General features: G+C 71.3%; 13 protein-coding genes and 4 pseudogenes. 13 read left to right on the top strand and 4 right to left on the bottom strand.

Going from position 1 to position 19,955, the window contains the following annotated elements:
* Positions 1 to 103: 103 nt before the first annotated feature.
* Positions 104 to 1,234 (bottom strand): annotated as a pseudogene (locus tag JN350_RS20325) (glycoside hydrolase family 127 protein); the annotation flags it as partial.
* A 172-nt stretch (positions 1,235 to 1,406) separates the two neighbouring features.
* On the opposite strand from JN350_RS20325, the gene JN350_RS19870 reads away from it, so the two are divergent.
* The 13 genes and pseudogenes from JN350_RS19870 (at position 1,407) to JN350_RS16960 (ending at position 16,002) form a co-directional block, all read left to right on the top strand.
* Positions 1,407 to 1,808: a LacI family DNA-binding transcriptional regulator gene (locus JN350_RS19870; protein ID WP_240347390.1), complete on the top strand. Its 402-nt coding sequence runs from the start codon at positions 1,407 to 1,409 to the stop codon at positions 1,806 to 1,808.
* Complete coding sequence (locus JN350_RS19865) at positions 1,805 to 2,419, top strand: substrate-binding domain-containing protein (protein WP_240347389.1); 615 nt, start codon at positions 1,805 to 1,807, stop codon at positions 2,417 to 2,419. Before JN350_RS19870 ends, JN350_RS19865 begins: the two co-directional genes overlap by 4 nt.
* Positions 2,420 to 3,179: 760 nt before the next feature.
* Positions 3,180 to 4,906, top strand: a pseudogene (locus JN350_RS17005) (xylulokinase).
* Between the two features lie 4 nt (positions 4,907 to 4,910).
* Positions 4,911 to 5,654, top strand: coding sequence for an L-ribulose-5-phosphate 4-epimerase (locus JN350_RS17000; protein ID WP_205462929.1), 744 nt, complete (start codon positions 4,911 to 4,913; stop codon positions 5,652 to 5,654).
* Positions 5,651 to 7,178, top strand: a pseudogene (araA, locus tag JN350_RS16995) (L-arabinose isomerase). The gene JN350_RS17000 and the pseudogene araA overlap by 4 nt, the downstream one beginning before the upstream one ends.
* A gap of 17 nt (positions 7,179 to 7,195) precedes the next feature.
* On the top strand, positions 7,196 to 8,092 hold the full coding sequence (locus JN350_RS16990; RefSeq protein ID WP_240347388.1) for an FAD-binding protein: 897 nt from the start codon (positions 7,196 to 7,198) through the stop codon (positions 8,090 to 8,092).
* A gap of 17 nt (positions 8,093 to 8,109) precedes the next feature.
* Positions 8,110 to 8,469 (top strand): D-arabinono-1,4-lactone oxidase, encoded by a 360-nt coding sequence (locus JN350_RS19860; RefSeq protein WP_240347387.1) that lies wholly within the window; start codon positions 8,110 to 8,112, stop codon positions 8,467 to 8,469.
* An 88-nt stretch (positions 8,470 to 8,557) separates the two neighbouring features.
* Entirely contained in the window at positions 8,558 to 9,022 is a 465-nt protein-coding gene (locus JN350_RS16985; protein WP_205462928.1) for a DUF2510 domain-containing protein, read from the top strand.
* A gap of 506 nt (positions 9,023 to 9,528) precedes the next feature.
* The gene (locus tag JN350_RS16980) at positions 9,529 to 10,497 is read left to right on the top strand and encodes a hypothetical protein (protein ID WP_205462927.1); all 969 of its coding nucleotides are present in this window, start codon (positions 9,529 to 9,531) and stop codon (positions 10,495 to 10,497) included.
* A 173-nt stretch (positions 10,498 to 10,670) separates the two neighbouring features.
* Complete coding sequence (locus JN350_RS16975; protein WP_205462926.1) at positions 10,671 to 12,338, top strand: ABC transporter substrate-binding protein; 1,668 nt, start codon at positions 10,671 to 10,673, stop codon at positions 12,336 to 12,338.
* Positions 12,335 to 14,075, top strand: a pseudogene (locus tag JN350_RS16970) (dipeptide ABC transporter ATP-binding protein). Before JN350_RS16975 ends, JN350_RS16970 begins: the two are co-directional and overlap by 4 nt.
* Positions 14,072 to 15,007: an ABC transporter permease gene (locus JN350_RS16965; RefSeq protein ID WP_205462925.1), complete on the top strand. Its 936-nt coding sequence runs from the start codon at positions 14,072 to 14,074 to the stop codon at positions 15,005 to 15,007. The pseudogene JN350_RS16970 and the gene JN350_RS16965 overlap by 4 nt, the downstream one beginning before the upstream one ends.
* Positions 15,004 to 16,002, top strand: coding sequence for an ABC transporter permease (locus tag JN350_RS16960; protein WP_205462924.1), 999 nt, complete (start codon positions 15,004 to 15,006; stop codon positions 16,000 to 16,002). Before JN350_RS16965 ends, JN350_RS16960 begins: the two co-directional genes overlap by 4 nt.
* Here JN350_RS16960 and JN350_RS16955 read toward each other — a convergent pair.
* The 3 genes from JN350_RS16955 to JN350_RS16945 all read right to left on the bottom strand — a co-directional run bounded on the left by JN350_RS16955 (position 15,935) and on the right by JN350_RS16945 (position 19,939).
* The gene (locus tag JN350_RS16955) at positions 15,935 to 16,981 is read right to left on the bottom strand and encodes a squalene cyclase (protein WP_205462923.1); all 1,047 of its coding nucleotides are present in this window, start codon (positions 16,979 to 16,981) and stop codon (positions 15,935 to 15,937) included. The two genes, JN350_RS16960 and JN350_RS16955, sit on opposite strands and share 68 nt — an antisense overlap.
* Before the next feature lie 133 nt (positions 16,982 to 17,114).
* Positions 17,115 to 18,434: a GNAT family N-acetyltransferase gene (locus JN350_RS16950; protein ID WP_205462922.1), complete on the bottom strand. Its 1,320-nt coding sequence runs from the start codon at positions 18,432 to 18,434 to the stop codon at positions 17,115 to 17,117.
* A 29-nt stretch (positions 18,435 to 18,463) separates the two neighbouring features.
* Entirely contained in the window at positions 18,464 to 19,939 is a 1,476-nt protein-coding gene (locus JN350_RS16945; protein WP_205462921.1) for a cryptochrome/photolyase family protein, read from the bottom strand.
* Between the last annotated feature and the right edge of the window lie 16 nt (positions 19,940 to 19,955).

Raw genomic sequence — 19,955 nt, 5'->3', positions numbered from 1 at the left:
GCAGTCGAACCAGCCGCGACGCCCGTGGGCGGGGAGCGGTTCTCGTCCTGGTGCGCGTGGTCCCGCTGCTGCAGGGGTTCACGTAGAAGTACTCGGTGCCCGCCAGGCTCACGCCGGCCAGGAACGCGTTGTACAGCAGGCGCTCGATCGCGTCGGCGTAGACGGGCTTGCCGGTGGCGAGCAGCAGGCGCCACGCCCACTGGACACCGCCGATGGCCGCGCAGGTCTCGGCGTAGCCACGGTCGGTCGGCAGCTCGTAGGGGTCGCCGAACGCCTCCCAGTCCCAGCGCGCGCCGAGGCCGCCGGTGATGAACGCCTTCGTCGCCATCATGTCGGCGAACTGCCGCTCGCTCGCGGCCAGCAGCTCGGTGTCGCCGGTCTCGATCGCGACGTCGACGGCGCCGGCTGCCAGGTAGACGGCGCGGACCGCGTGGCCCTCGACGGTCGTGGCCTGCCGGCTCGGCACCCGGTCGGAGAAGTACGTCGGTTCGCCGCCGGCGCGCTCGATGATGCCCGTGCCGCGGGCGTCGACGAACCAGTGCGCCAGGTCGAGGTAGTCGCGGTTGCCGGTCTCGCGGTACAGCTCGACGAGGCCCATCTCGACGACGGGGTGGCCGTCGACGTCGCGGGTCTTCGGCGTGCCGTCCGGTGCGGTTCCGTCGCCGAACGTGCGGACCAGGTGGTCGGCGTTCTTGACCGCGACGTCGAGGAGACCGGTGTCGCCCGTCGCGCGGTGCTGCGCCACGGCGGCCTGGTACAGGTGCCCGGCGCAGTACATCTCGTGGCTCCACTTGAGGTCCGTGTACCGCTCGCCCTTCCCACGGATCTGCTGCACGGAGTCGAGGTAGCCGTCGTCGGCCTGCGCCTGGGCGTACAGGGCCGTGACCTCGCGCTGCAGTTCGAGCAGGTCCTCGGACGGGGCGCGGCCGTACTCCCACGCCACCGCCTCGAGCCACTTCGTCACGTCGGAGTCCATGAAGATCGGGCCGGTGGCCTCGCCCTCCTCGAGCCCGGCGGCGATCCGCAGGTTCCGGAAGTTGCCGGCGGTCTCGAGCAGGGCGTACCCGCCGCGGACCGCGTCACGGCCGTTGCGCTCCTGTCGGAGTGCCCAGAAGCCGCCGGTGATCCGGGCGTCGCCTGTCGGCAGGGGCCGGAGCGTGAGGTGCGCGTCGGCGGTCGGGAGGACCGGGGTCGCGGTGTGCGCACGGCTGTCGGTCGCGAGCGTGGTGGTCATGTCGCCTCCTTGCGATGTGACTGGGACCGTCCCGGTGCCGCCGTTCGTGCAGCGCTCCGGAAAACGGTTTCTGGCGGGGACGCTACGACATCGATCCGGCGTGCGCAAGTGTTGGGATCGCTTTTCTGCGTATGCTCATCGTCACGTCCCGCGATCCGGAAAGGAACTTGCCGTGACCCTCGAGCGCACCGGTGTCGACCGCGGCACGCAGCCCGTCCGGATCACCGACGTCGCCGCGCTCGCCGGGGTGTCGATCGGGACGGCGTCGAAGGCGCTCAACGGCACCGGACAGCTCCGCGACTCCACGCGGGCACGGGTCAAGGACGCCGCCGAGAAGCTGGGGTTCGTCGGTGACGCCCGGGCCCGCGCGCTGTCCTCCGGCCGGACCTACACGGTCGGCATGATCACCACCGACTCCTTCGGTCGGTTCTCGATCCCGGTGCTCCTCGGCGCCGAGGACGCCCTGTCCGCCGGGCAGATGGCGGTGCTGCTCTGCGACACCCGCGACGACCACGTCCGCGAGGCCCACTACCTCCGCTCCTCGCGGCCCGCGGGGTCGACGGCATCATCGTGACCGGACGGTCCGCCGACGCACGACCCCCGATCGACGTGGCGATCCCGGTCGTGTACGCGTTCACGCCGTCGACCTCGGCCGACGACGTGTCGATCACCCTCGACGACTCCGCCGGGTCCGCACTCGTCGCCTCGCACGTGTTGGCGCTCGGGCGGCAGCGGGTCGCCGTCGTCACCGGGCCCGCGCGGCACCGTTCCGCCGAACGTCGGGTGGTGGGGGCGGCATCCGTGCTCGGGTCACGACTGGTCACGCCGCCGCTGTTCGGCGAGTGGTCGGAGCGGTGGGGGCGCCAGGCCGTCGACGTGCTCGCGCGGCAGTCACCCGACGTCGACGCGATCGTGTGCGGCAGCGACCAGATCGCCCGCGGCGTGTGCGACCGGCTCCGCGAGCTCGGACGATCGGTCCCCGAGGACGTCGCAGTCACCGGGTACGACGACTGGGACGTGATGGCGCTCGCCTCGAGGCCGCCGCTGACGACGGTGGACCTGCGGCTCGAGGAGCTCGGGCGCGTGGCCGGGCAGGCGTTGCTCGGTCTGATCGACGGCGGCGCGGCGGCCTCGGCGACGGTCACCCCGGCCCTCGTCGTCCGCGAGAGCACGGCCGGCGCGTAGCCCGCGGGCCCCGTGCCCGGTGCCCCGTGCCCCGTGCCCGGTGCCCCGTGCCCCGTGCCCGTGCCCGGTGCCGGGTGCCCGGTGCCCGGTGCCCGGTGCCCGGTGCCGGTTCGCGTCGCGGTCGGCCCTGAGTGGTCACGACACCCCGCCGCCCGTCGCCGAGTGGTCACGACTCGTCGCTCGGCGTGCCTCCAGCTGACAGTTCGTGACCGCGCGGTGGGAAGGCAACGAGGTGTCGTGACCGTACCCGGTGCCGTCGTTCGGAGTGGCACGATTCGGCGAGCCCCGCATGCGCGGGAGCGGGGCGGCGGGTTGTCGAGACGTGCGCGGGTGCAGGGCAGCGGGTGGTCAGGACACGCGCGAGTGTGGGGCGGCGGGTTGTCGAGACGTGCGCGGGTGCAGGGCAGCGGGTGGTCAAGACACGCGCGAGTGTGGGGCGGCGGGTTGTCGAGACGTGCGCGGGTGTGGGGCGGCGGCTGGTCGAGACGTGCGCGGGTGTGGGGCGCCAGTGGGTCGCACGTCGTCGCCGCCCTCGTCCGTCGCGCGGTCACGACCTGTCGTGCGTAGGACGTCGACCGGTCAGGAACGGTCGACTGCAGTTGCTCCGGACGACGGTTCGTGACCGGCCGGGGGAACTGAGCGGGGTGTCTCGACCGGTGGGGCAGCCGAGACCAGCGGCGCGCCCGGACGTTGCGAGAGTGAGCGCTCACGTGCCAGGATGTGAGCGCTCACGGAGGACGACGGAGTTCTGGAGGAACGCATGGGCGACGACCCCACCCAGCAGGTCGCGAACGGCCGCACGACACTCGGGATCGAGCTCGGCTCCACCCGCATCAAGGCATGCCTGGTGGACGAGGACCTCGTCCCCATCGCCGCCGGCTCCCACGAATGGGAGAACGAGTTCGTCGATGGCCGCTGGACCTACTCGCTCGACGCCGTCGAGACCGGCCTCCGAGCCGCGTACGCCGCGCTCGTCGCCGACGTCGAAGCGCAGTTCGGCGTGCGTCCGACCACCTTCCGCGCGGTCGGCGTGAGCGCGATGATGCACGGCTACCTGGCGTTCGACGCATCGGGCGACCTGCTCGTGCCGTTCCGGACCTGGCGGAACACCTCGACCGGGCCCGCGGCCGAACAGCTCAGCGAAGCACTCTCGTTCAACATCCCGCTCCGCTGGTCGATCGCACACCTGTACCAGGCGGTCCTCGACGAGGAGCCGCACGTGGCCGAGGTCGCGGGCATCACGACGCTCGCGGGCTACGTGCACCGACGACTCACCGGACGGAACGTGCTCGGCGTCGGGGATGCCTCCGGCGTGTTCCCGATCGAGGGCGGACCCGTCGACAGCGGTCCCGGCGAACCCGGCTCCCGCGACTGGGACGGGCACATGCTCGCCACGACGCAGGGCCTGCTCGGCGAGCACGTCCCCGACCTCCGCGCGGTCCTGCCCGAGGTGCTCGTCGCGGGCGAGGAAGCCGGATCGCTCACCCCCGAGGGCGCCGCGTGGCTCGACCCCACCGGCACGCTCGAACCCGGCGCGCCCCTCTGCCCGCCCGAGGGTGACGCCGGCACCGGCATGGTCGCGACGAACGCCGTCGCACCCCGCACCGGCAACGTCAGCGTCGGCACGAGCATCTTCGCGATGGTGGTCCTCGAACACCAGCTCAGCACCCCGCACGAGGAACTCGACGTCGTCACCACCCCGGCGGGCGACGCCGTCGCGATGGTGCACTGCAACAACGGCGCGAGCGAGATCGCGAGTTGGGGGAAGGTCTTCGGACGGTTCGCCGAAGCGGCCGGGCAGCCCCTCGACGTCGACACCGTCTACGCGACACTGCTCACCGAATCGATCGCGGGCAGCACCGACCCCGACGCCGGCGGCCTGCTCTCGTTCAACTACCTGGCCGGTGAACCCGTCACCCACGTCGAGGACGGCCGGCCCCTGCTGCTCCGCACCCCCGAAGCCCGCTTCACCCTGGGCAACCTGGTCCGCTCCGAGGTGCACGGCGCGTTCGCCACCCTCGCGATCGGCATGGACGTGCTGCACGGCGAGCAGGTGCAGGTCGACCGGATGACCGCGCACGGGGGCTCTTCCGCACGCCCGGTGCTCCGCAGCGACTGCTCGCCGCGGCACTGCGGGTGCCGATCGCCCTCGAGGAGACAGCGGGCGAGGGCGGGGCCTGGGGCATCGCCGTCCTGGCCGCGTACCTCGAGCACACCGACCAGCAGCTCGCCGACTTCCTGTCGGAGACCGTGTTCGGCGGGGACGCCGTGCACGTGGCCGAGCCCGAGCCGCGCGACGTCGCGGGCTTCCAGACGTACCTCAGCCGGTACCGCGCTGCCCTGCCCGTCCAGGCCGTGGCGGCAGCGGCGACCCGACCAGACGCGACCGGAACCGGTGCGGCAGCCGCCCCGGCGCCGACGCGACCACCGACCGAGGCGAGGGGACGGCGGGAGCCGAGCCGCGCCTCCCGGCAGAGCAGGAAGTGACCCGATGACCGACGCGACCCAGCAGGACGCGGCCGAGACCGACGCGACCCGGACCGACGGGACCGCGGCCGCCGTCGCGGCCACCCGTGAACGCGTCGCCCGACTGCACGGCGAACTGGTCCGCTACGGCCTGGTCATCTGGACCGGCGGCAACGTCTCCGAGCGCGTGCCCGGTACCGACCTGTTCGTCATCAAGCCGAGCGGCGTGTCCAGCGACGACCTGACCCCCGAGAACCAGGTCGTCTGCACCCTCGACGGCGAGCCGGCCGACGGTTGGGAGAACAGCCACGGGCCGAGCTCCGACACCGCCGCGCACGCCCACGTGTACCGGAACATGCCCGAGGTCGGCGGTGTCGTGCACACCCACTCGACGTACGCGACGGCGTGGGCCGCACGAGCGGAGCCCATCCCGTGCGTGATCACCGCGATGGCGGACGAGTTCGGCGGGCCGATCCCGGTCGGGCCGTTCGCGATCATCGGCGACGACTCCATCGGCCACGGCATCGTCGAGACGCTGACCGGCCACCGATCCCGCGCGGTCCTCATGCAGAACCACGGCGTCTTCACCATCGGCCGCGACGCGAAGGACGCCGTCAAGGCCGCCGTGATGTGCGAGGACGTCGCCCGGACGGTGCACATCGCGAAGCAGGGCGGGGACGTGGTCCCGATCGCCGAAGCAGACATCGATCGACTCTTCGATCGCTACCAGAACGTCTACGGACAGAACCCCGAAGGAGCGCTCTCATGACGCACGTCGTCGACCCCGCCGAAACGCTGGCGGGCTACGAGGTCTGGTTCCTCACCGGCTCCCAGGGGCTGTACGGCGAGGAGACCCTGCGCCAGGTCGAGGAGCAGAGCAAGGCCGTGCACGCCGAGCTGGCCGGCGCCCTGCCGGTGAAGCTCGTCTGGAAGCCGGTCCTGAAGGACGCCGACGGCATCCGCCGCGCCCTGATCGAGGCCAGCGCCGACGACAAGGTCATCGGCGTCACCACGTGGATGCACACCTTCAGCCCCGCGAAGATGTGGATCGGTGGTCTGCAGGCGCTGACGAAGCCGCTGCTGCACCTCCACACGCAGGCGAACGTCGCCCTGCCGTGGGCGGACATCGACTTCGACTTCATGAACCTCAACCAGGCCGCGCACGGCGACCGCGAGTTCGGTTACGCCCTCGCGCGCCTCGGCGTCCGGCACGCCACCGCGGTCGGGCACGTCTCGGACCCCCGCGTGCAGCAGCGAGTGTCGAACTGGACCCGTGCCGCGGCCGGTGCCGCCGCCGTCCGCGAGCTGGAAGCTCACCCGCTTCGGCGACAACATGCGCTACGTCGCCGTCACCGAGGGCGACAAGACCGAGGCCGAGATCGAGCTCGGCGTGCAGGTCAACACCTGGGCGGTGAACGAGCTCGCGGCGGCGGTGGACGCCGCCGCGGCGGACACGGCCGCGGTGGACGCGCTCGTGGCGCAGTACGACGCGCAGTACGACGTCGTCGACGACCTGCGTGACGGCGGACCACGCCGTGCCGCGCTCCGCGACGGCGCCGCGATCGAGATCGGCCTCCGCACCCTGCTCGCGCAGAACGGGTCCGCCGCCTTCACCACCAACTTTGAGGACCTCGGCACGCTCAAGCAGCTGCCCGGCCTCGCCGTCCAGCGCCTGATGGCCGACGGCTACGGCTTCGGTGCCGAGGGCGACTGGAAGACCGCCGTCCTGGTCCGCGCGATGAACGTCGCCGGTGCGGGGCTCCCCGGTGGCGCGAGCCTGATGGAGGACTACACCTACGACCTCACGCCCGGGGCCGAGAAGATCCTCGGTGCCCACATGCTCGAGGTCTCCCCGACGCTCACCACCACGAAGCCGACGCTGGAGATCCACCCGCTCGGCATCGGCGGCAAGGACGACCCGGTGCGCCTGGTCTTCACCGCCGACTCCGGTGAAGCCGTCGTCGTCGCCCTCTCCGACACCCGCGACGGCTTCCGGCTCACCGCGAACGTCGTCGACGTGGTGCCGCCGACTGAAGCCCTGCCGAAGCTCCCCGTCGGCCGTGCCGTCTGGGAGCCGCGTCCGTCGTTCCCCGTCGCCGCCGAGGCCTGGCTCACCGCCGGTGCCGCCCACCACACCGTGATGACGACGGCCGTCGGTCTGCAGGTGGTCGAGGACCTCGCGACCATGGTCGGCACCGAGTTCCTGGTCATCGACGAGCACACCACCGCGCGCGGGTTCCGCGACGAGCTGCGTCTCCAGCAGACGTGGCACCGTCTCGACCGCGGCTTCTGAGGAGTCAGGACCCCACGATGAGCGACGTGATCGCGACCGAGCGCACCCGGACGAACTGGGCGGGCAACGTCACCTACCGTGCCTCGGCGCTGACGCACCCGACGTCGGTGGCCTCGTTGCAGGAACTGGTCGCGGCGACGCCGCGCTTGACGGCGCTCGGCTCGCGACACTCGTTCAACACCATCGCCGACACCGACGCCGTGCAGGTGTCGCTGCAGGACCTGCCGCCGGTGCTCGACATCGACACGTCGCGTCGCGTGGTCCGTGTGGCCGCCGGCATGACGCACAGTCAGGTCGCGGCCGGTCTGGAGGTTCGTGGCTGGGCACTCGGGAACCTCGCGTCCCTGCCGCACATCTCCACGGCCGGGGCCGTCGCCACAGGAACGCACGGCTCCGGCGTCCGCAACCCGTCGCTCGCGCAGGCGGTGGTCGGGCTCGACGTCGTCCGCGCCTCCGGCGCGATCGAGCACGTCGATGCGTCCTCGCCGGACGGGGCCCTCGACGCCCACCGCGTGGCCATCGGCGCGCTCGGCGTCGTCACCGCGGTGGAGCTCGCGATCGAGCCGACGTTCCAGGTCGCCACGACGGTGCACCTCGACCTGCCGTGGGACGCGGTGTCCGCCCACTTCGACGAGGTCATGTCCGACGCGTACTCGGTGTCGATGTTCACCTCGTTCGACCACCGCGGCGCCCGGCAGGTCTGGGTGAAGCACCGCGTGGACGAGGCTGCGCCGGCCGTCAACCTCGTCGCCCTCGGAGCGCGGCCCGCCACCGGCCCCGTGCACCCGGGGAGAACGACCCCGCCGGCGTCACCGAGCAGGGCGGCGTCCCCGGGCCGTGGGCCGAGCGGCTGCCGCACTTCCGGTCCTCGTTCACGCCGTCGACCGGTGCCGAGATCCAGGCCGAGTACCTGATCCCCGCGGCCTCGGCCGTGACGGCGCTCGAGGCCCTCCGTCCACTCGCGTCGGTGTTCGCGCCGATCCTCATCGCCGCCGAGATCCGCACGATCGCGCCCGACACCGCCTGGCTCGCACCGTCGTCCGGTCGGCAGTCGGTCGGCATCCACTTCACGTTCCGCCGGGACGCTGCCGCCGTGGCGGCCGCGGTGTCGCGGATCGAGGAGGCGCTCGCACCCTTCGACCCGCGGCCGCACTGGGGCAAGGTCTCCGGCATGAGCGTCGAGCGTCTGCACGAGACGTACCCGAGGCTGTCGGACTTCGCCGCGGTCGCGCGCGACGTCGACCCCACGGGCCGGTTCCGCAACGCGTACCTGGCGCGCGTCCTGTCCTGACGGGGCGTGCCGCGTGGCACCACGACTGGGGCGTGCGCGTGACGACACCGGTTCCGTAGCCTCCTCGGAGGCAACGGAGGGGAGCACAGTGACGCTGCCGATCGCCGGGTGGTACCCGGACCCGCAAGACTCGAACCGCACACGGTGGTGGGACGGAGCACGTTGGGGAGCACTCGCACCCCAACCTGCTGCAGTTGTCCCCACACCACAGTGGGAGCCGGCACCGCGTCCGCCCGCGCCGTCGGAGTACCGCGCGGCCGTCACCGAGCAACCGCTCCGAGGGCGGAAGGCACGGATCGCCAAGGACCGGGCGACCCGTGCAGCGAATCCGTTCGGATACGCCGGGCTGGTCCTCGCGCTGCTCGGGTTCATCGTCAACGTGTTCGCGATCCCCGGCGTCCTGGGGATCGTCTTCGGCGCGATCGGCCTGGCACGCGCCGGGCAGCTCACCGGGCAACGGATCACCGGATTCGGAGTCTCACTCGCAGCGGTCATCCTCGGGCTGGCGGCATCGGCTACCTTCGTCGTCCGAGCGGCACAGCTACTCGCGTGACGACAGGTGTCCCGCACCGTCGAGCGCGATGCGGGACACCCGGGTCCTCAGTCCCTGCGGGACAGGTCGATCAGGAGCCTGACCACGGTCACGAGCAAGCTCGCGATCCCCAGCCAGGGCACCCGACGCCTGGACCGATCATCGGTGTCGTTCGACATCGGTGACCTCCTGGTGTCGTCGCCGGCTGACACGAGGAGCTTCGACCGAGGGATGCGTCGCCGAGCGTGCTCGGCTACCATCGGTTCCGAGCGTTGGACTCGGGATGGTTGGTGCATCCCTTGGCTTTCCACTCGGAAGGCGAATCGAAGCCCGGAACTGTTGTCGCAGTCCCGGGCTTCGTACTTTCGCCCGGATCGCGCTCCGGCTGTGGCGCGACCGGGGTCAAGCCTACGACGAACTGTCCGGTGACATTCCGGTCGTCGCTCACAGCGGTTTCCCGTCGGATGTGGGGGCGACCCGCCGGTTCGTCGCTGGGAGCGCACATGTGCATCCACAAAGGTCGGGGGATGGCGAACTTCAACCGCATCCTCGGCATGGCCTCGAAGGTCATCGACAAGCAGCTCCAGAAGCGTGGGCAGGGGGACGGTGCGCCCGGCAACGGTGCGCAGCGCGCCGGCGGGACCGACTGGCGTGACGTCGTCCGCGGCGCGGCAGACCGGCTGACCGGCGACGACCGAAGCCAGCAGCGGCCGCCGCAGCAGCAGTACGGTCAACCGCAGCAGTACGGCCAGCCGCAGCCGCAGCAGTACGGCCAGCCGCAGCAGTACGGCCAGCCGCAGCAGCAGCACGGCCAGCCGCAGCAGCACAGTCCGGCCGACTCGGACAAGGTCGCGCTGGCCAAGTACGACTACCTGCTCCGCACCTCGTCGCCGGACCAGCTCGAGCAGGTCCACCACGACGCCTTCGCCCGCCTCACCCCTGCGCAGCGGCAGCAGGTGCGCAACCGCCTGAACTCCGAACTCCCGCCGCACGAGCACCTGCGCGACGACTCGGCCGGCGGCATGGCGCGCGCGATGACTCGCGGCGAGGTCCGCCGTCCGGGCCTGATCCGCCGTGTCCTCGGTGGCTCGAGCAACGGCAACGGCAACGGCGGTGGGCGTGGTGGCGCCTTCGCCGGCGGTGCCGCGGTCGGTGCCGGTGCGATGGCACTCGGGGGCATCGGTGTCGCGGTCGCCGGGGAGCGGTCCTCAGTGCCGCCGCCGGACCCGTGCTCGCAGAGGCCGCGAACCTCGGCGTCGACTTCGAGGGCATCGCCTCGGGCATCGGCGACCTCGGACTGGCCGACCTCGGTGCCGACCTCGGCGGCGGCTTCGAGGGGATCGCGGGCGAGGGCGAGCAGCTCCTCGGTGGCCTCGGTGAGCAGGCGTCGGGACTCGGCGAGCAGGCCTCGAACCTGGGCAACGACTTCCTCGGGGGACTGTTCGACCGCTGACCCACGCCCTCGGGTGGACTCGGTGCAGATCCATCGGGAATAGACGGACGTCGCACGGCACTTGGATTGTTTCGTCGTGCGACGTCTGTCGCACGCGGGATTCGGACGGGCGACCGCCGCGGTGTCAGGATGGACGCCGCCCGGCGACCCGGTCCGTGCAACCGCAGCGGCTGCAGCACGGTCGCCACCACCCTTCCCACGAGGAGCACCACCGTCATGAGACGCCCGAACCGCCTGACGATCACCGCGGCCGTCGCCGCAGCAGCAGCCCTGGTCCTGACCGGCTGCTCGGGCGGCAGCTCCTCGGACGACGCGGCGAACGGCACGGCCAAGGGCGGCACGCTGAACATCCTGCTGCCGCAGACGGCGTTCCACCTCGACCCGGCGACGAGCCAGAGCCTGGGCATCACGTCACTCGCTCTCGTCGCGCGGCGCCTGACCACGTGGGACGTCGAGCCCGGCAAGACCGCGAAGGTCGTGCCGGACCTCGCGACGGACACCGGGAAGTCCAGCGACGGCGGCAAGACGTGGACGTACACGCTGAAGGACGGGCTGAAGTTCCAGGACGGCACCCCGATCACCACGAAGGACATCAAGTGGGGCATCGAGCGCTCGTTCGCTCCCACGCTGACCGGCGGCCTGAGCTACCACAAGTCGCTCCTGGTCGGCGGCGACAGCTATAAGGGTCCGTTCGACGGCAAGACCCTCGACAGCATCGAGACCCCGAACGACAAGACCATCGTCTTCAAGTTGAACAACGCCTACGGTGACTGGCCCTGGCTGGCCTCGATGCCCGCGTTCACCCCGGTCCCCGAGGGCGACGGCACGGACACGGGCGCCTACGACCTGAAGCCGGTCGCGTCCGGTCCGTACCAGGTGCAGTCGAACACGCAGGGCACGCAGGTCACCCTCGTCCGCAACAAGGAGTGGAGCGCGAAGACCGACGACGTCCGCACGGCCGGCCCGTCGAAGATCGTCTTCAAGGAGAGCCAGGACCCGTCGACCGTCACGCAGACGCTGATCGCCGACAACGGTGACGCGAAGGACTCCTTCGGTGCGGGCTACCTGGGCGCAGCCGAGCTGAACCAGGTGCGGAGCAACCCCGCCGCCCAGGACCGCCTCGTCACGTCGAAGGCCGGCCCGATCAACTACATGGCGATCAACACGCAGAAGGGCTCGCTGAAGGACCTCAAGGTCCGTCAGGCCCTGCAGTACGCCGTCGACAAGAAGTCGTACCGGATCGCTGCGGGTGGCGCGCTCGCCGGTTCGTACGCCACGACCCTGATCACCCCGGGCATCGCGGGCCGCGAGGACTACGACCTGTACAAGCCGGGTGCGAGCGGTGACGTCGCCAAGGCGAAGCAGCTGCTCAAGGAAGCGGGTGTGTCCGACCTCAAGCTGACCCTGGCCACCCAGAACGACCCGACCTACCTCGCGCAGGCGCAGGCGCTGCAGGCCGGCCTGAAGCGTGCGGGCATCACCGTCACGCTGAAGCCGCTCGACACGGACTCGTTCTACACCGCCACGACCGACGGCACCGACTTCGACCTCGCGCTGTTCAGCTGGCAGCCGGACTTCCCGAGCGCGAACGCCAACATCCAGCCGCTCTACGACTCGTCGCAGATCGGTGGCGGCGGCTACAACGTCTCGAAGTACAGCAACCCGAAGGTCGACGCGCTGATCGAGAAGGCCAGCGCCACCGTCGACCAGCAGGACGCGCAGAAGCTCTGGGTCGAGGCCGACAAGGCGATCATGGCCGACGCGCCGATCGTCCCGCTGACGTACGCGAAGCAGTCGTTCCTCGCTGGTTCGAACGTGCAGAACTTCCAGGTCGCGGACTTCCCGGCGTACCCGAACTACCTCAAGGTCTCGCTCGCGAAGTGAGTTCGCCGCTGCTCGAGGTCGAGGGGCTCCGCGTCGCGTTCGGCGACGCGGAGCCCGTCGTCCGTGACGTCTCCTTCACCCTGACCCCCGGTCGTGTGCTCGCCCTCGTGGGGAGTCCGGCTCCGGCAAGTCCGTCAGCGCCATGAGCGTGCTCGGCTTGTTGCCGCCCGAGGCGCGGGTCTCCGGCAGCGTCCGGTTCCGCGGCGAGGAGCTCGTCGGCGCCTCCGACGACACGCTCCGTGCCGTTCGCGGTGCCGGGATCGGCGTCGTGTTCCAGGAACCGATGAACTCCTTCACGCCGGTGCTGTCCATCGGCACGCAGGTCGCCGAGGCGATCCGGGCGCACCCGACGGGCCTCGATCGTGCGGCGGTCTCGGCGCGCGTCGACGAGCTCCTGCGTGCCGCAGGCCTCACCGACCCCGAGGGGATCCGCAAGGCGTACCCGCACGAACTGTCCGGCGGGCAGCTGCAGCGCGCCATGATCGCGATGGCCCTGGCCGGGGATCCGGTCGCGCTGATCGCCGACGAGCCGACGACCGCCCTCGACGTCACGGTGCAGGCCGGCATCCTCGACCTGCTGCGCCGGCTCGGTCGCGAGCGCTCCCTGGCCGTCCTGCTCATCACGCACGACATGGGTGTGGTGGCGGACGTCGCGGACGAACTCCTGGTGATGCGCCGCGGCGACCCCGTCGAACACGGCACCGTCGCCGAGGTCTTCGCGCACCCGTTCGCCGACTACACGCGCGAGCTCCTCGCCGCAGTCCCCAGCCTGGAGGCCCGTACCGCGTCCGCCACGCCGGCTGCGGACCCCGAGACTCGGCCTGGACGACAGGACGCGGCCCCCGGGACGCACGCCGTGTCGTCGAAGGCGAGTCTCGGACCGGTGGAAGCGAGTCTCGCGGAGGCGAGCCGCGCCTCCCGATCGCTGGTCGCGCGCCTGCGCGACGTCGCCGTGCGGTACTCGCGTCGCGGCGGACCGACCGTCTCGGGCATCGAACTGGACCTGCGGGCCGGCGAGACCGTCGGGCTGGTCGGGGAGTCCGGGTCCGGCAAGTCGACCATCGGACGTGCGCTGGCGGGCCTGGTGCCCGTCGTCGAGGGCTCGGTCGAGGTCGACGGCAGCGACCTGCGGACCGCCAGGGGGCGACGGCTCCGCGAGCTCCGTAGCCGCGTCGGCATCGTCTTCCAGGACCCGGCATCGTCGCTCAACCCGCGGCAGACCATCGGCTGGAGCATCGCCGAGCCGTTGCTCGTGCACGGGACCGCCTCGGCGGCCGACCGTGCGGAACGCGTCCGTGACCTGCTGACCGCCGTGCAGCTCGACCCGTCGTGGGCCGAGCGGTTCCCGCACCAGCTCTCCGGCGGGCAGCGCCAGCGGGTCGCCGTCGCACGGGCGCTCGCGCTCCGTCCGGCACTCGTCATCGCGGACGAACCCACCTCGGCGCTCGACGTCACCGTGCAGGCGGCCGTGCTCGACCTGCTCGCGCAGCTGCAGGACGAGTTCGGGTTCGGCATGCTCCTCATCAGCCACGACCTCGCCGTCGTCCGGCAGCTCGCCGATCAGGTGCTCGTCCTGCACGACGGTCGCGTGGTCGAGCGGGGACCACGGACGCCGTGCTCGACGACCCGCAGCAGGACTACACACGCATGCTGCTCGCAGCGGCGCCCGTCGCCGATCCCGTGCGACAGGCGGCCCGCCGCGAAGCCTGGCGCGTCTGGGAAGGAGTGTCCTCGTGACCGCCAACGTCGTCGAGCGGCCCGTGGCCTCGTCCGGACGCACCACCGGCTTCCGCGCCGTGGTGCGCCGCGTCCGGCAGGACCGCTGGGCCGTGACCTCGGCCGTCGTCATCGTCGTGTTCCTCGTGGTCGCCGTCGCGGCGCCGCTCATCAGTGCCGTGACCGGGCAGGACCCGTACGGGTACAACATCGACGCGCTCAACTCGTTCGGAGCGCCGAAGGGCTTCGGCGGGGGGATCAGCGGCGAGCACTGGTTCGGCGTCGAGCCGCTGACGGGTCGCGACCTGTTCGCGATCGTGACCTACGGTGCCCGGACGTCGCTCGGCATCGGGCTCGCCGCGACCTTCCTGTCGATCGTGATCGGGGTGCTCGTCGGCGTCACCACCGGCTTCTTCGGCGGCTGGTACGACCGGGTGCTCTCCCGTGTGGTCGACGTGATCTTCGGCTTCCCGTCGCTGGTCTTCATGATCGCCCTCACCGCGATCGTGCCGACGTCGTTCCCGAAGCCCGTCCTGGTCGTGCTCGTCATCGGGTTCTTCGGCTGGCCGTCCGTCGCCCGCGTGGTCCGCGGCCAGACACTGTCGCTCGTCAGCCGGAACTACGTCGTCGCCTCCACCGCGATGGGCGCCGGCCGGTGGCACGTCATCCGCACCCAGCTGCTGCCGAACCTGGCGGCGACGATCACCGTCTACGCGACGATCTCGATCCCGTCGATGATCGGAGCCGAGGCGGCGCTGTCGTTCCTGGCCGTCGGCGTGACCCCGCCGACGCCGTCGTGGGGCCGCAGCATCGGCGACGCCGTCGGCTGGGTGCAGACCGACCCCATGTACCTCGTGTTCCCCGGAGTGGCCCTGTTCCTCATCACCCTCGCGTTCAACGTGCTCGGCGATGCCCTGCGTGACGCCCTCGATCCGAGAGGAGCACGCCGATGAGTACGTTCCGCTTCATCGCGATCCGCGTCCTCGGTGCAGCCGTCGTGCTGCTCGTCGTCGCCGCGATCACCTACGCACTGTTCATGCTGCTGCCGACGAACCCTGCGCGTGCGATCTGCGACAAGCCCTGCACGCCGGACCGCCTGCGCGAGGTACAGGCGTTCCTGGGCACCGACAAGCCGTGGATTGCACAGTTCGGCGCCTACCTGGCGGGGATCTTCACCGGTCGGACGTTCGGCAGCGGCGCGTCCGTGATCACCTGCGCCGCACCGTGCTTCGGGTACTCGTTCCAGCTGCACGAGAGCGTCACCGAGCTGATCCTGTCCCGCCTGCCCGTCACCGCGTCGATCGCCGTCGGTGCCGCCGTGCTCTGGCTCGTCGCCGGGGTGTTCGGCGGAGCCGTCTCGGCACTCCGTCGCGGCACGTTCGTCGACCGGGCCGTGATGACCGTCGCGGTCGCCGGGGTCTCGTCGCCGGCGTACCTGATCGGGTTGCTCGGCATCCTGCTGTTCGGGTTCGTGCTCGGCATCCTGCCGACGAGCGGGTACGTCGCGTTCACGGACGACCCGGTCGGCTGGTTCACCCACCTGATCCTGCCGTGGTGCGTGCTCGCGTTCATCAGCGCCGCGATCTACGCCCGTCTGACCCGTGGCGAGATGCTCGAGTCGATGTCGCAGGACTTCGTGCGCACCGCTCGGGCCAAGGGGCTTCGGGAGCGCCAGGTCGTCGTGCGGCACGGACTGCGCACCGCGATCCTGCCGGTGGTGACGCTGTTCGGGCTCGACCTCGGGTCACTGCTCGGCGGCGCGGTCATCACCGAGAAGGTGTTCTCGATGCAGGGCCTCGGCGCGCTGCTCATCGATGCCGTGCACACCCTCGACCTGCAGGTCGTCGTCGGCTTCACGTTGTTCTCGGCACTGCTGATCGTCACGGCGAACGTGATCGTGGACGTGGTCTACGCGTTCGTCGACCCGCGGGTGCGGCGCCGGGCGTAGCTCCGGGCGCGTCCCACCAGCGCAGCACACGGGTGCCGTACAGCGTGAGCCACTTCGACGGCTCGCCTTCGGGGACGTCCACCTCGAACCACTGCCGACCCGGCGGCCGGGTGCCCTGGGTCCACGTCCCGTCCTCGTTGCGGGCGGCACGGACGACCTCGATCGCCTCGGGGGCGCGAGGGTCCGGCGCGGTGCCGTCCTGCAGCCCGGCCACGCGCAGGTGGTCGGCGACCCGCAGCGCCGAGTAGATCCACCGCAGCGGGTACGCGAACCGGGTCGCCCACGGCCCGACGAGCTCGCCGTCGTGCTTGCGGAACAGCAGTCTTCGTTCGAGCAGGTACTCGGTGCCGCGGTGTCGAGCCGCTCGGAGTTCCGCCGCGCGCGGGTGGGTGCCGCCGGTCAGCTGCTCGTGCTGCAGGAGCCCCTCGATCACGTTGAGGGTCGAGTGGAACGATGACACCGTCGACCCCTCGATCCACTCGCAGTTCCAGCCGCCGTCGTCGAGCTGGTGGTCGAGGAACCAGTCCGCCAGTTGACCGACGTCGGCACCGAGCCAGGCGCCGTTCGCCAGGGTGAAGGCGTTGATGCAGCAGTCGACCTCGCCGCTCCAGTAGGGCAGGTCCTCGTACTCCCAGCGGCTGTTCGTCGCGAGCCGTGCGGCCGTGTCCCCGAGGACCGCGGAGTCGAGCCCCCAGTCGCGCAGGGCGTTCAGCGACCAGGTCGTCGCCGTGTAGGGCTGTCCGGGCTCGTCCGCCTCGGGACCGTCGAAGTCGAAGTCCGCCGGGAAGTACGCGCCGCCGGCCCACTGCCCGTCGGGGTCCTGGTGTGCGAGCATCGCCGCCCCGAGGCCCTCGGTCGCGACCCGTGCCCGGGTCTGCTGCCACACGGACGGCGGCGCACCGGTCAGGTCCCGCTCGACCTGCCACCGGAGTGCCGGGTCCGCGTCGAGCAGCCACTCGACCACCGCGTCGTCGCTCATGGCGCGGAGGCTACGCCGAAGGCGCACGCGCGGTCGTGTGGGGGCGGCTGGTGCGAGGTTGTTCACTCCGTGCGGGAGAACAACCTCGCACCGAGTGAACAACTCGGCACCGAGCGACGACCCCGGCGGTGGATCAGAAGTAGGTGATGCCGTGCGGGGTCCGAGGGGGCAGGAGCATCGCGCGCAGCAGCTCGACCGACGCGGGGTCGGCAGCGCGGACCAGGCCGGCGGCGGCCAGGGTGACGGGCGAGACCGAGCCGATGAGCAGCGCACCGAGTTCTGCCACGTCGAGCTGGACGTCGGAACCGGCCACGTCGGCGTCGTCGGCGATGCGCGTGACGCTGCCACGGGCCTCCTGGACGTCCAGCCGGTACGTGCCGGTCGTGTGGCCGAGCGCATCGGTGACCGCGAGTGTCAGCGAGCCGTCGACGGCGAACGGCCGCGACTCGAGCACCGCGGCCACGTCGAGGACGCGCAGCCAGACGTGGTCCTCTTCGTGGTCGACGTCGTAGGCGCGGTTGTCGCCGAGGGCCGCGACGATCGGGTCGTCGAGCCGCGAGCGGTTGTACTTCACGACGTCGTTCAGGTCGATCGACAGCAGGAACTCCCACAGTGCCGTGTAGGCCTGGTCGTCCGCGTAGACCAGGTCGACGATCTCGAGTGCGGTGTCGGAACCCCGGTCCTCCTTGACGCGCCAGGTGACGTAGCCGTCGATCTCGTCGGTGCCCTCGGCACGGTGCACCGCCGCACGGACGTCCTTCGCCTTCTGCCCGTCGTTGCCGAGCAGTCCGAAGACGACCGGCCAGGTGCCCGCGTTGCGGACCATCGAGCCGGGCGTGCGCGTGTGGAAGCGCTCGAAGACCGCTTTGCCGGGGCCGTCGGCGAGCCACTGCGGCGTGACGACGGACACCGAGCCCGACGTCGGGGCGAGGAGGGGGAGTGCGCGTTCGCGACGCACGCGCACCGCACGCTCACGGATCGCGCTGCCGAAGCCGAAGCGGCGGTAGATCGTGCCCTCGGACGCGGTCAGGGACGCCACGGCGTAGCCCTCGGCGACACCGCGCTCGAGCGCGTGCGTCATCATGCGGCGCAGGATGCCGCGGCGACGCTCGGTGGGTCGGACCGTGACCGCGGAGATGGCCTGCGTGTCGACGGACGAACCGTCGCCCCAGCTCAGCGCCTTGCGGAACCACGTGAAGGTGCCGGCGGGCCAGGTCTCGTCGACGGAACCGGGGAAGGGCTTCCGGACGTAGACGCCCAGGAAGGTCTCCTCGTCGGCGATGAAGTGGGACGCCATGCGCGCTGCACCTTCGGCGTCCGGATCGGCTTCGTGGAAGCCGAGGCCGACGGCCTGCATCCACGCAGCCGTCTCGGCGTTCGGTGCCCCCTCGTGATCCGTCCCGGGCGCGAACTCGCGCAGCTCGTAGCGGTCGTCGAATGCCTCGTTGCTCACGCTCACGACCCTATCGGGACCGGGTGACGTCACGGCAAGGTGCGACGGGCCTCCTGCGCGACGACCTCGTCGAGGTCCGCCAGCGACCGCATCTGCTGCAGCGGGCGGGCCATCCGGTGGTTGTCACGGAGTGCCGGTTCGACCCGCGACAGGAACGCCCAGTACCCGGCCGTGAACGGGCAGGCGTCATCCCCGACCCGTTTCGTCGGGTCGAACCGGCAGCCCCCGCAGTGGTCCGACATCCGGTCGATGTAACGACCGCCCGACGTGTACGGCTTGGTGGCGACCATCCCGCCGTCGGCGTGCTGGGACATGCCGATGATGTTCGCGGGCATCACCCAGTCGGTGCCGTCGACGAACACGTCGGTGAACCACTCCGTCAGGTGCACCGGGTCGTAGCCCCGCTGCAGTGCCCAGTTGCCGAGCACCATGAGGCGCTGGATGTGGTGCAGCCAGCCGTGGTCGTGCAGGCCCTCGATCGCGGTCCGCACGCAGACGGCGTCGATCTCGGACGCGTCGAGCTCGCGCCACCAGTCGGGCAGCCGTCCGTGCGCGCCGAGGGCGTTCTCGGACGCTCCGTAGTCGTCGCCGAACCACCAGTAGAGGTGCCAGACGTAGTCCCGCCATCCGGCGACCTGGCGGACGAAGCCCTCGACGCTGGCGAGCGGGGCGGCCTCGGTGCGGTGTGCTTCGAGGGCAGCGTCGATCGCCTGCCGCGGATCGAGCACTCCGAGGTTCATCGGCACGCTGAGCAGCGAGTGCGCCATCGTCCAGTCGTTCGTCAACGTGGCGTCCTCGAACGGCCCGAAGTCGCCCAGGCGCACCGCGACGAAGTCGTCGAGCGCACGCTGGGCCTCGTCCGCCGTCACCGCGAACCGACGGGTGTCGTCGCGGCCGACGAACCGGGCGGTGCCGTCCCGCTCCCACCGGTCCAGATCGTGCCGCACCTGGTCGTCGATGTCGTCCTCTTCCGGCCACCAGGGCTCGGGCAGCCCGAGGGTCGTCGAGCCCTTCGGCGGCGGCTCGCGGTTCTGGTCGTCGAGGCTGAACTTCCCGCCGATCGGCTTGCCGTCGCGCAGCAGCCAGCCCTCGCGGCGCCGGACACGCTCGTAGTGGTCCTCCATGCGGAACCGACCCGTGCCCTGGGTCGCCCACTCCGCGAACTCGTCCTCGTCGGTCACGAAGCCGCGGCTCGGCAGGACCACGGTGCCCCGGCCCCAGTGCCGGATCTGCGCGCGGAGGGTGCGGGACGGCGGATCGATCGCCTCGAGGTCGTCGCGGCCGGTCAACGCTTCGCGGAGGGTGTCGACCTGGACGTGCTCGGCACGGTCACCGAGTTCGTGGGCGCGGTGGCGCAGGGCGCTCAGCCACAGGTGGGCCTTCGCCCGGTGGACAGGGCGAGCGGTGAAGAACTCGCGTGCCTCGACGACGAGGGCTGGGCCACCGTCGTCGAACAGGGGTCCGTACTGGCCCGGCAGGACCAGGCGACGACGTTCGGTGGGCATGGGTGGACCGTACCCA

It is taken from the genome of Curtobacterium sp. 24E2 (assembly GCF_016925595.1).
GTDB lineage: Bacteria > Actinomycetota > Actinomycetes > Actinomycetales > Microbacteriaceae > Curtobacterium.
This window is presented reverse-complemented; position numbering and strand designations above follow the sequence as displayed.

Coding starts and splice junctions, on each gene's coding strand:
- JN350_RS16960 (WP_205462924.1), top strand. CDS start 15,004: ATGAGTACGTTCCGCTTCATCGCGATCCGCGTCCTCGGTGCAGCCGTC.
- JN350_RS17000 (WP_205462929.1), top strand. CDS start 4,911: ATGACCGACGCGACCCAGCAGGACGCGGCCGAGACCGACGCGACCCGG.
- JN350_RS16980 (WP_205462927.1), top strand. CDS start 9,529: ATGGCGAACTTCAACCGCATCCTCGGCATGGCCTCGAAGGTCATCGAC.
- JN350_RS16990 (WP_240347388.1), top strand. CDS start 7,196: ATGAGCGACGTGATCGCGACCGAGCGCACCCGGACGAACTGGGCGGGC.
- JN350_RS16945 (WP_205462921.1), bottom strand. CDS start 19,939: ATGCCCACCGAACGTCGTCGCCTGGTCCTGCCGGGCCAGTACGGACCC.
- JN350_RS16975 (WP_205462926.1), top strand. CDS start 10,671: ATGAGACGCCCGAACCGCCTGACGATCACCGCGGCCGTCGCCGCAGCA.
- JN350_RS16955 (WP_205462923.1), bottom strand. CDS start 16,981: ATGAGCGACGACGCGGTGGTCGAGTGGCTGCTCGACGCGGACCCGGCA.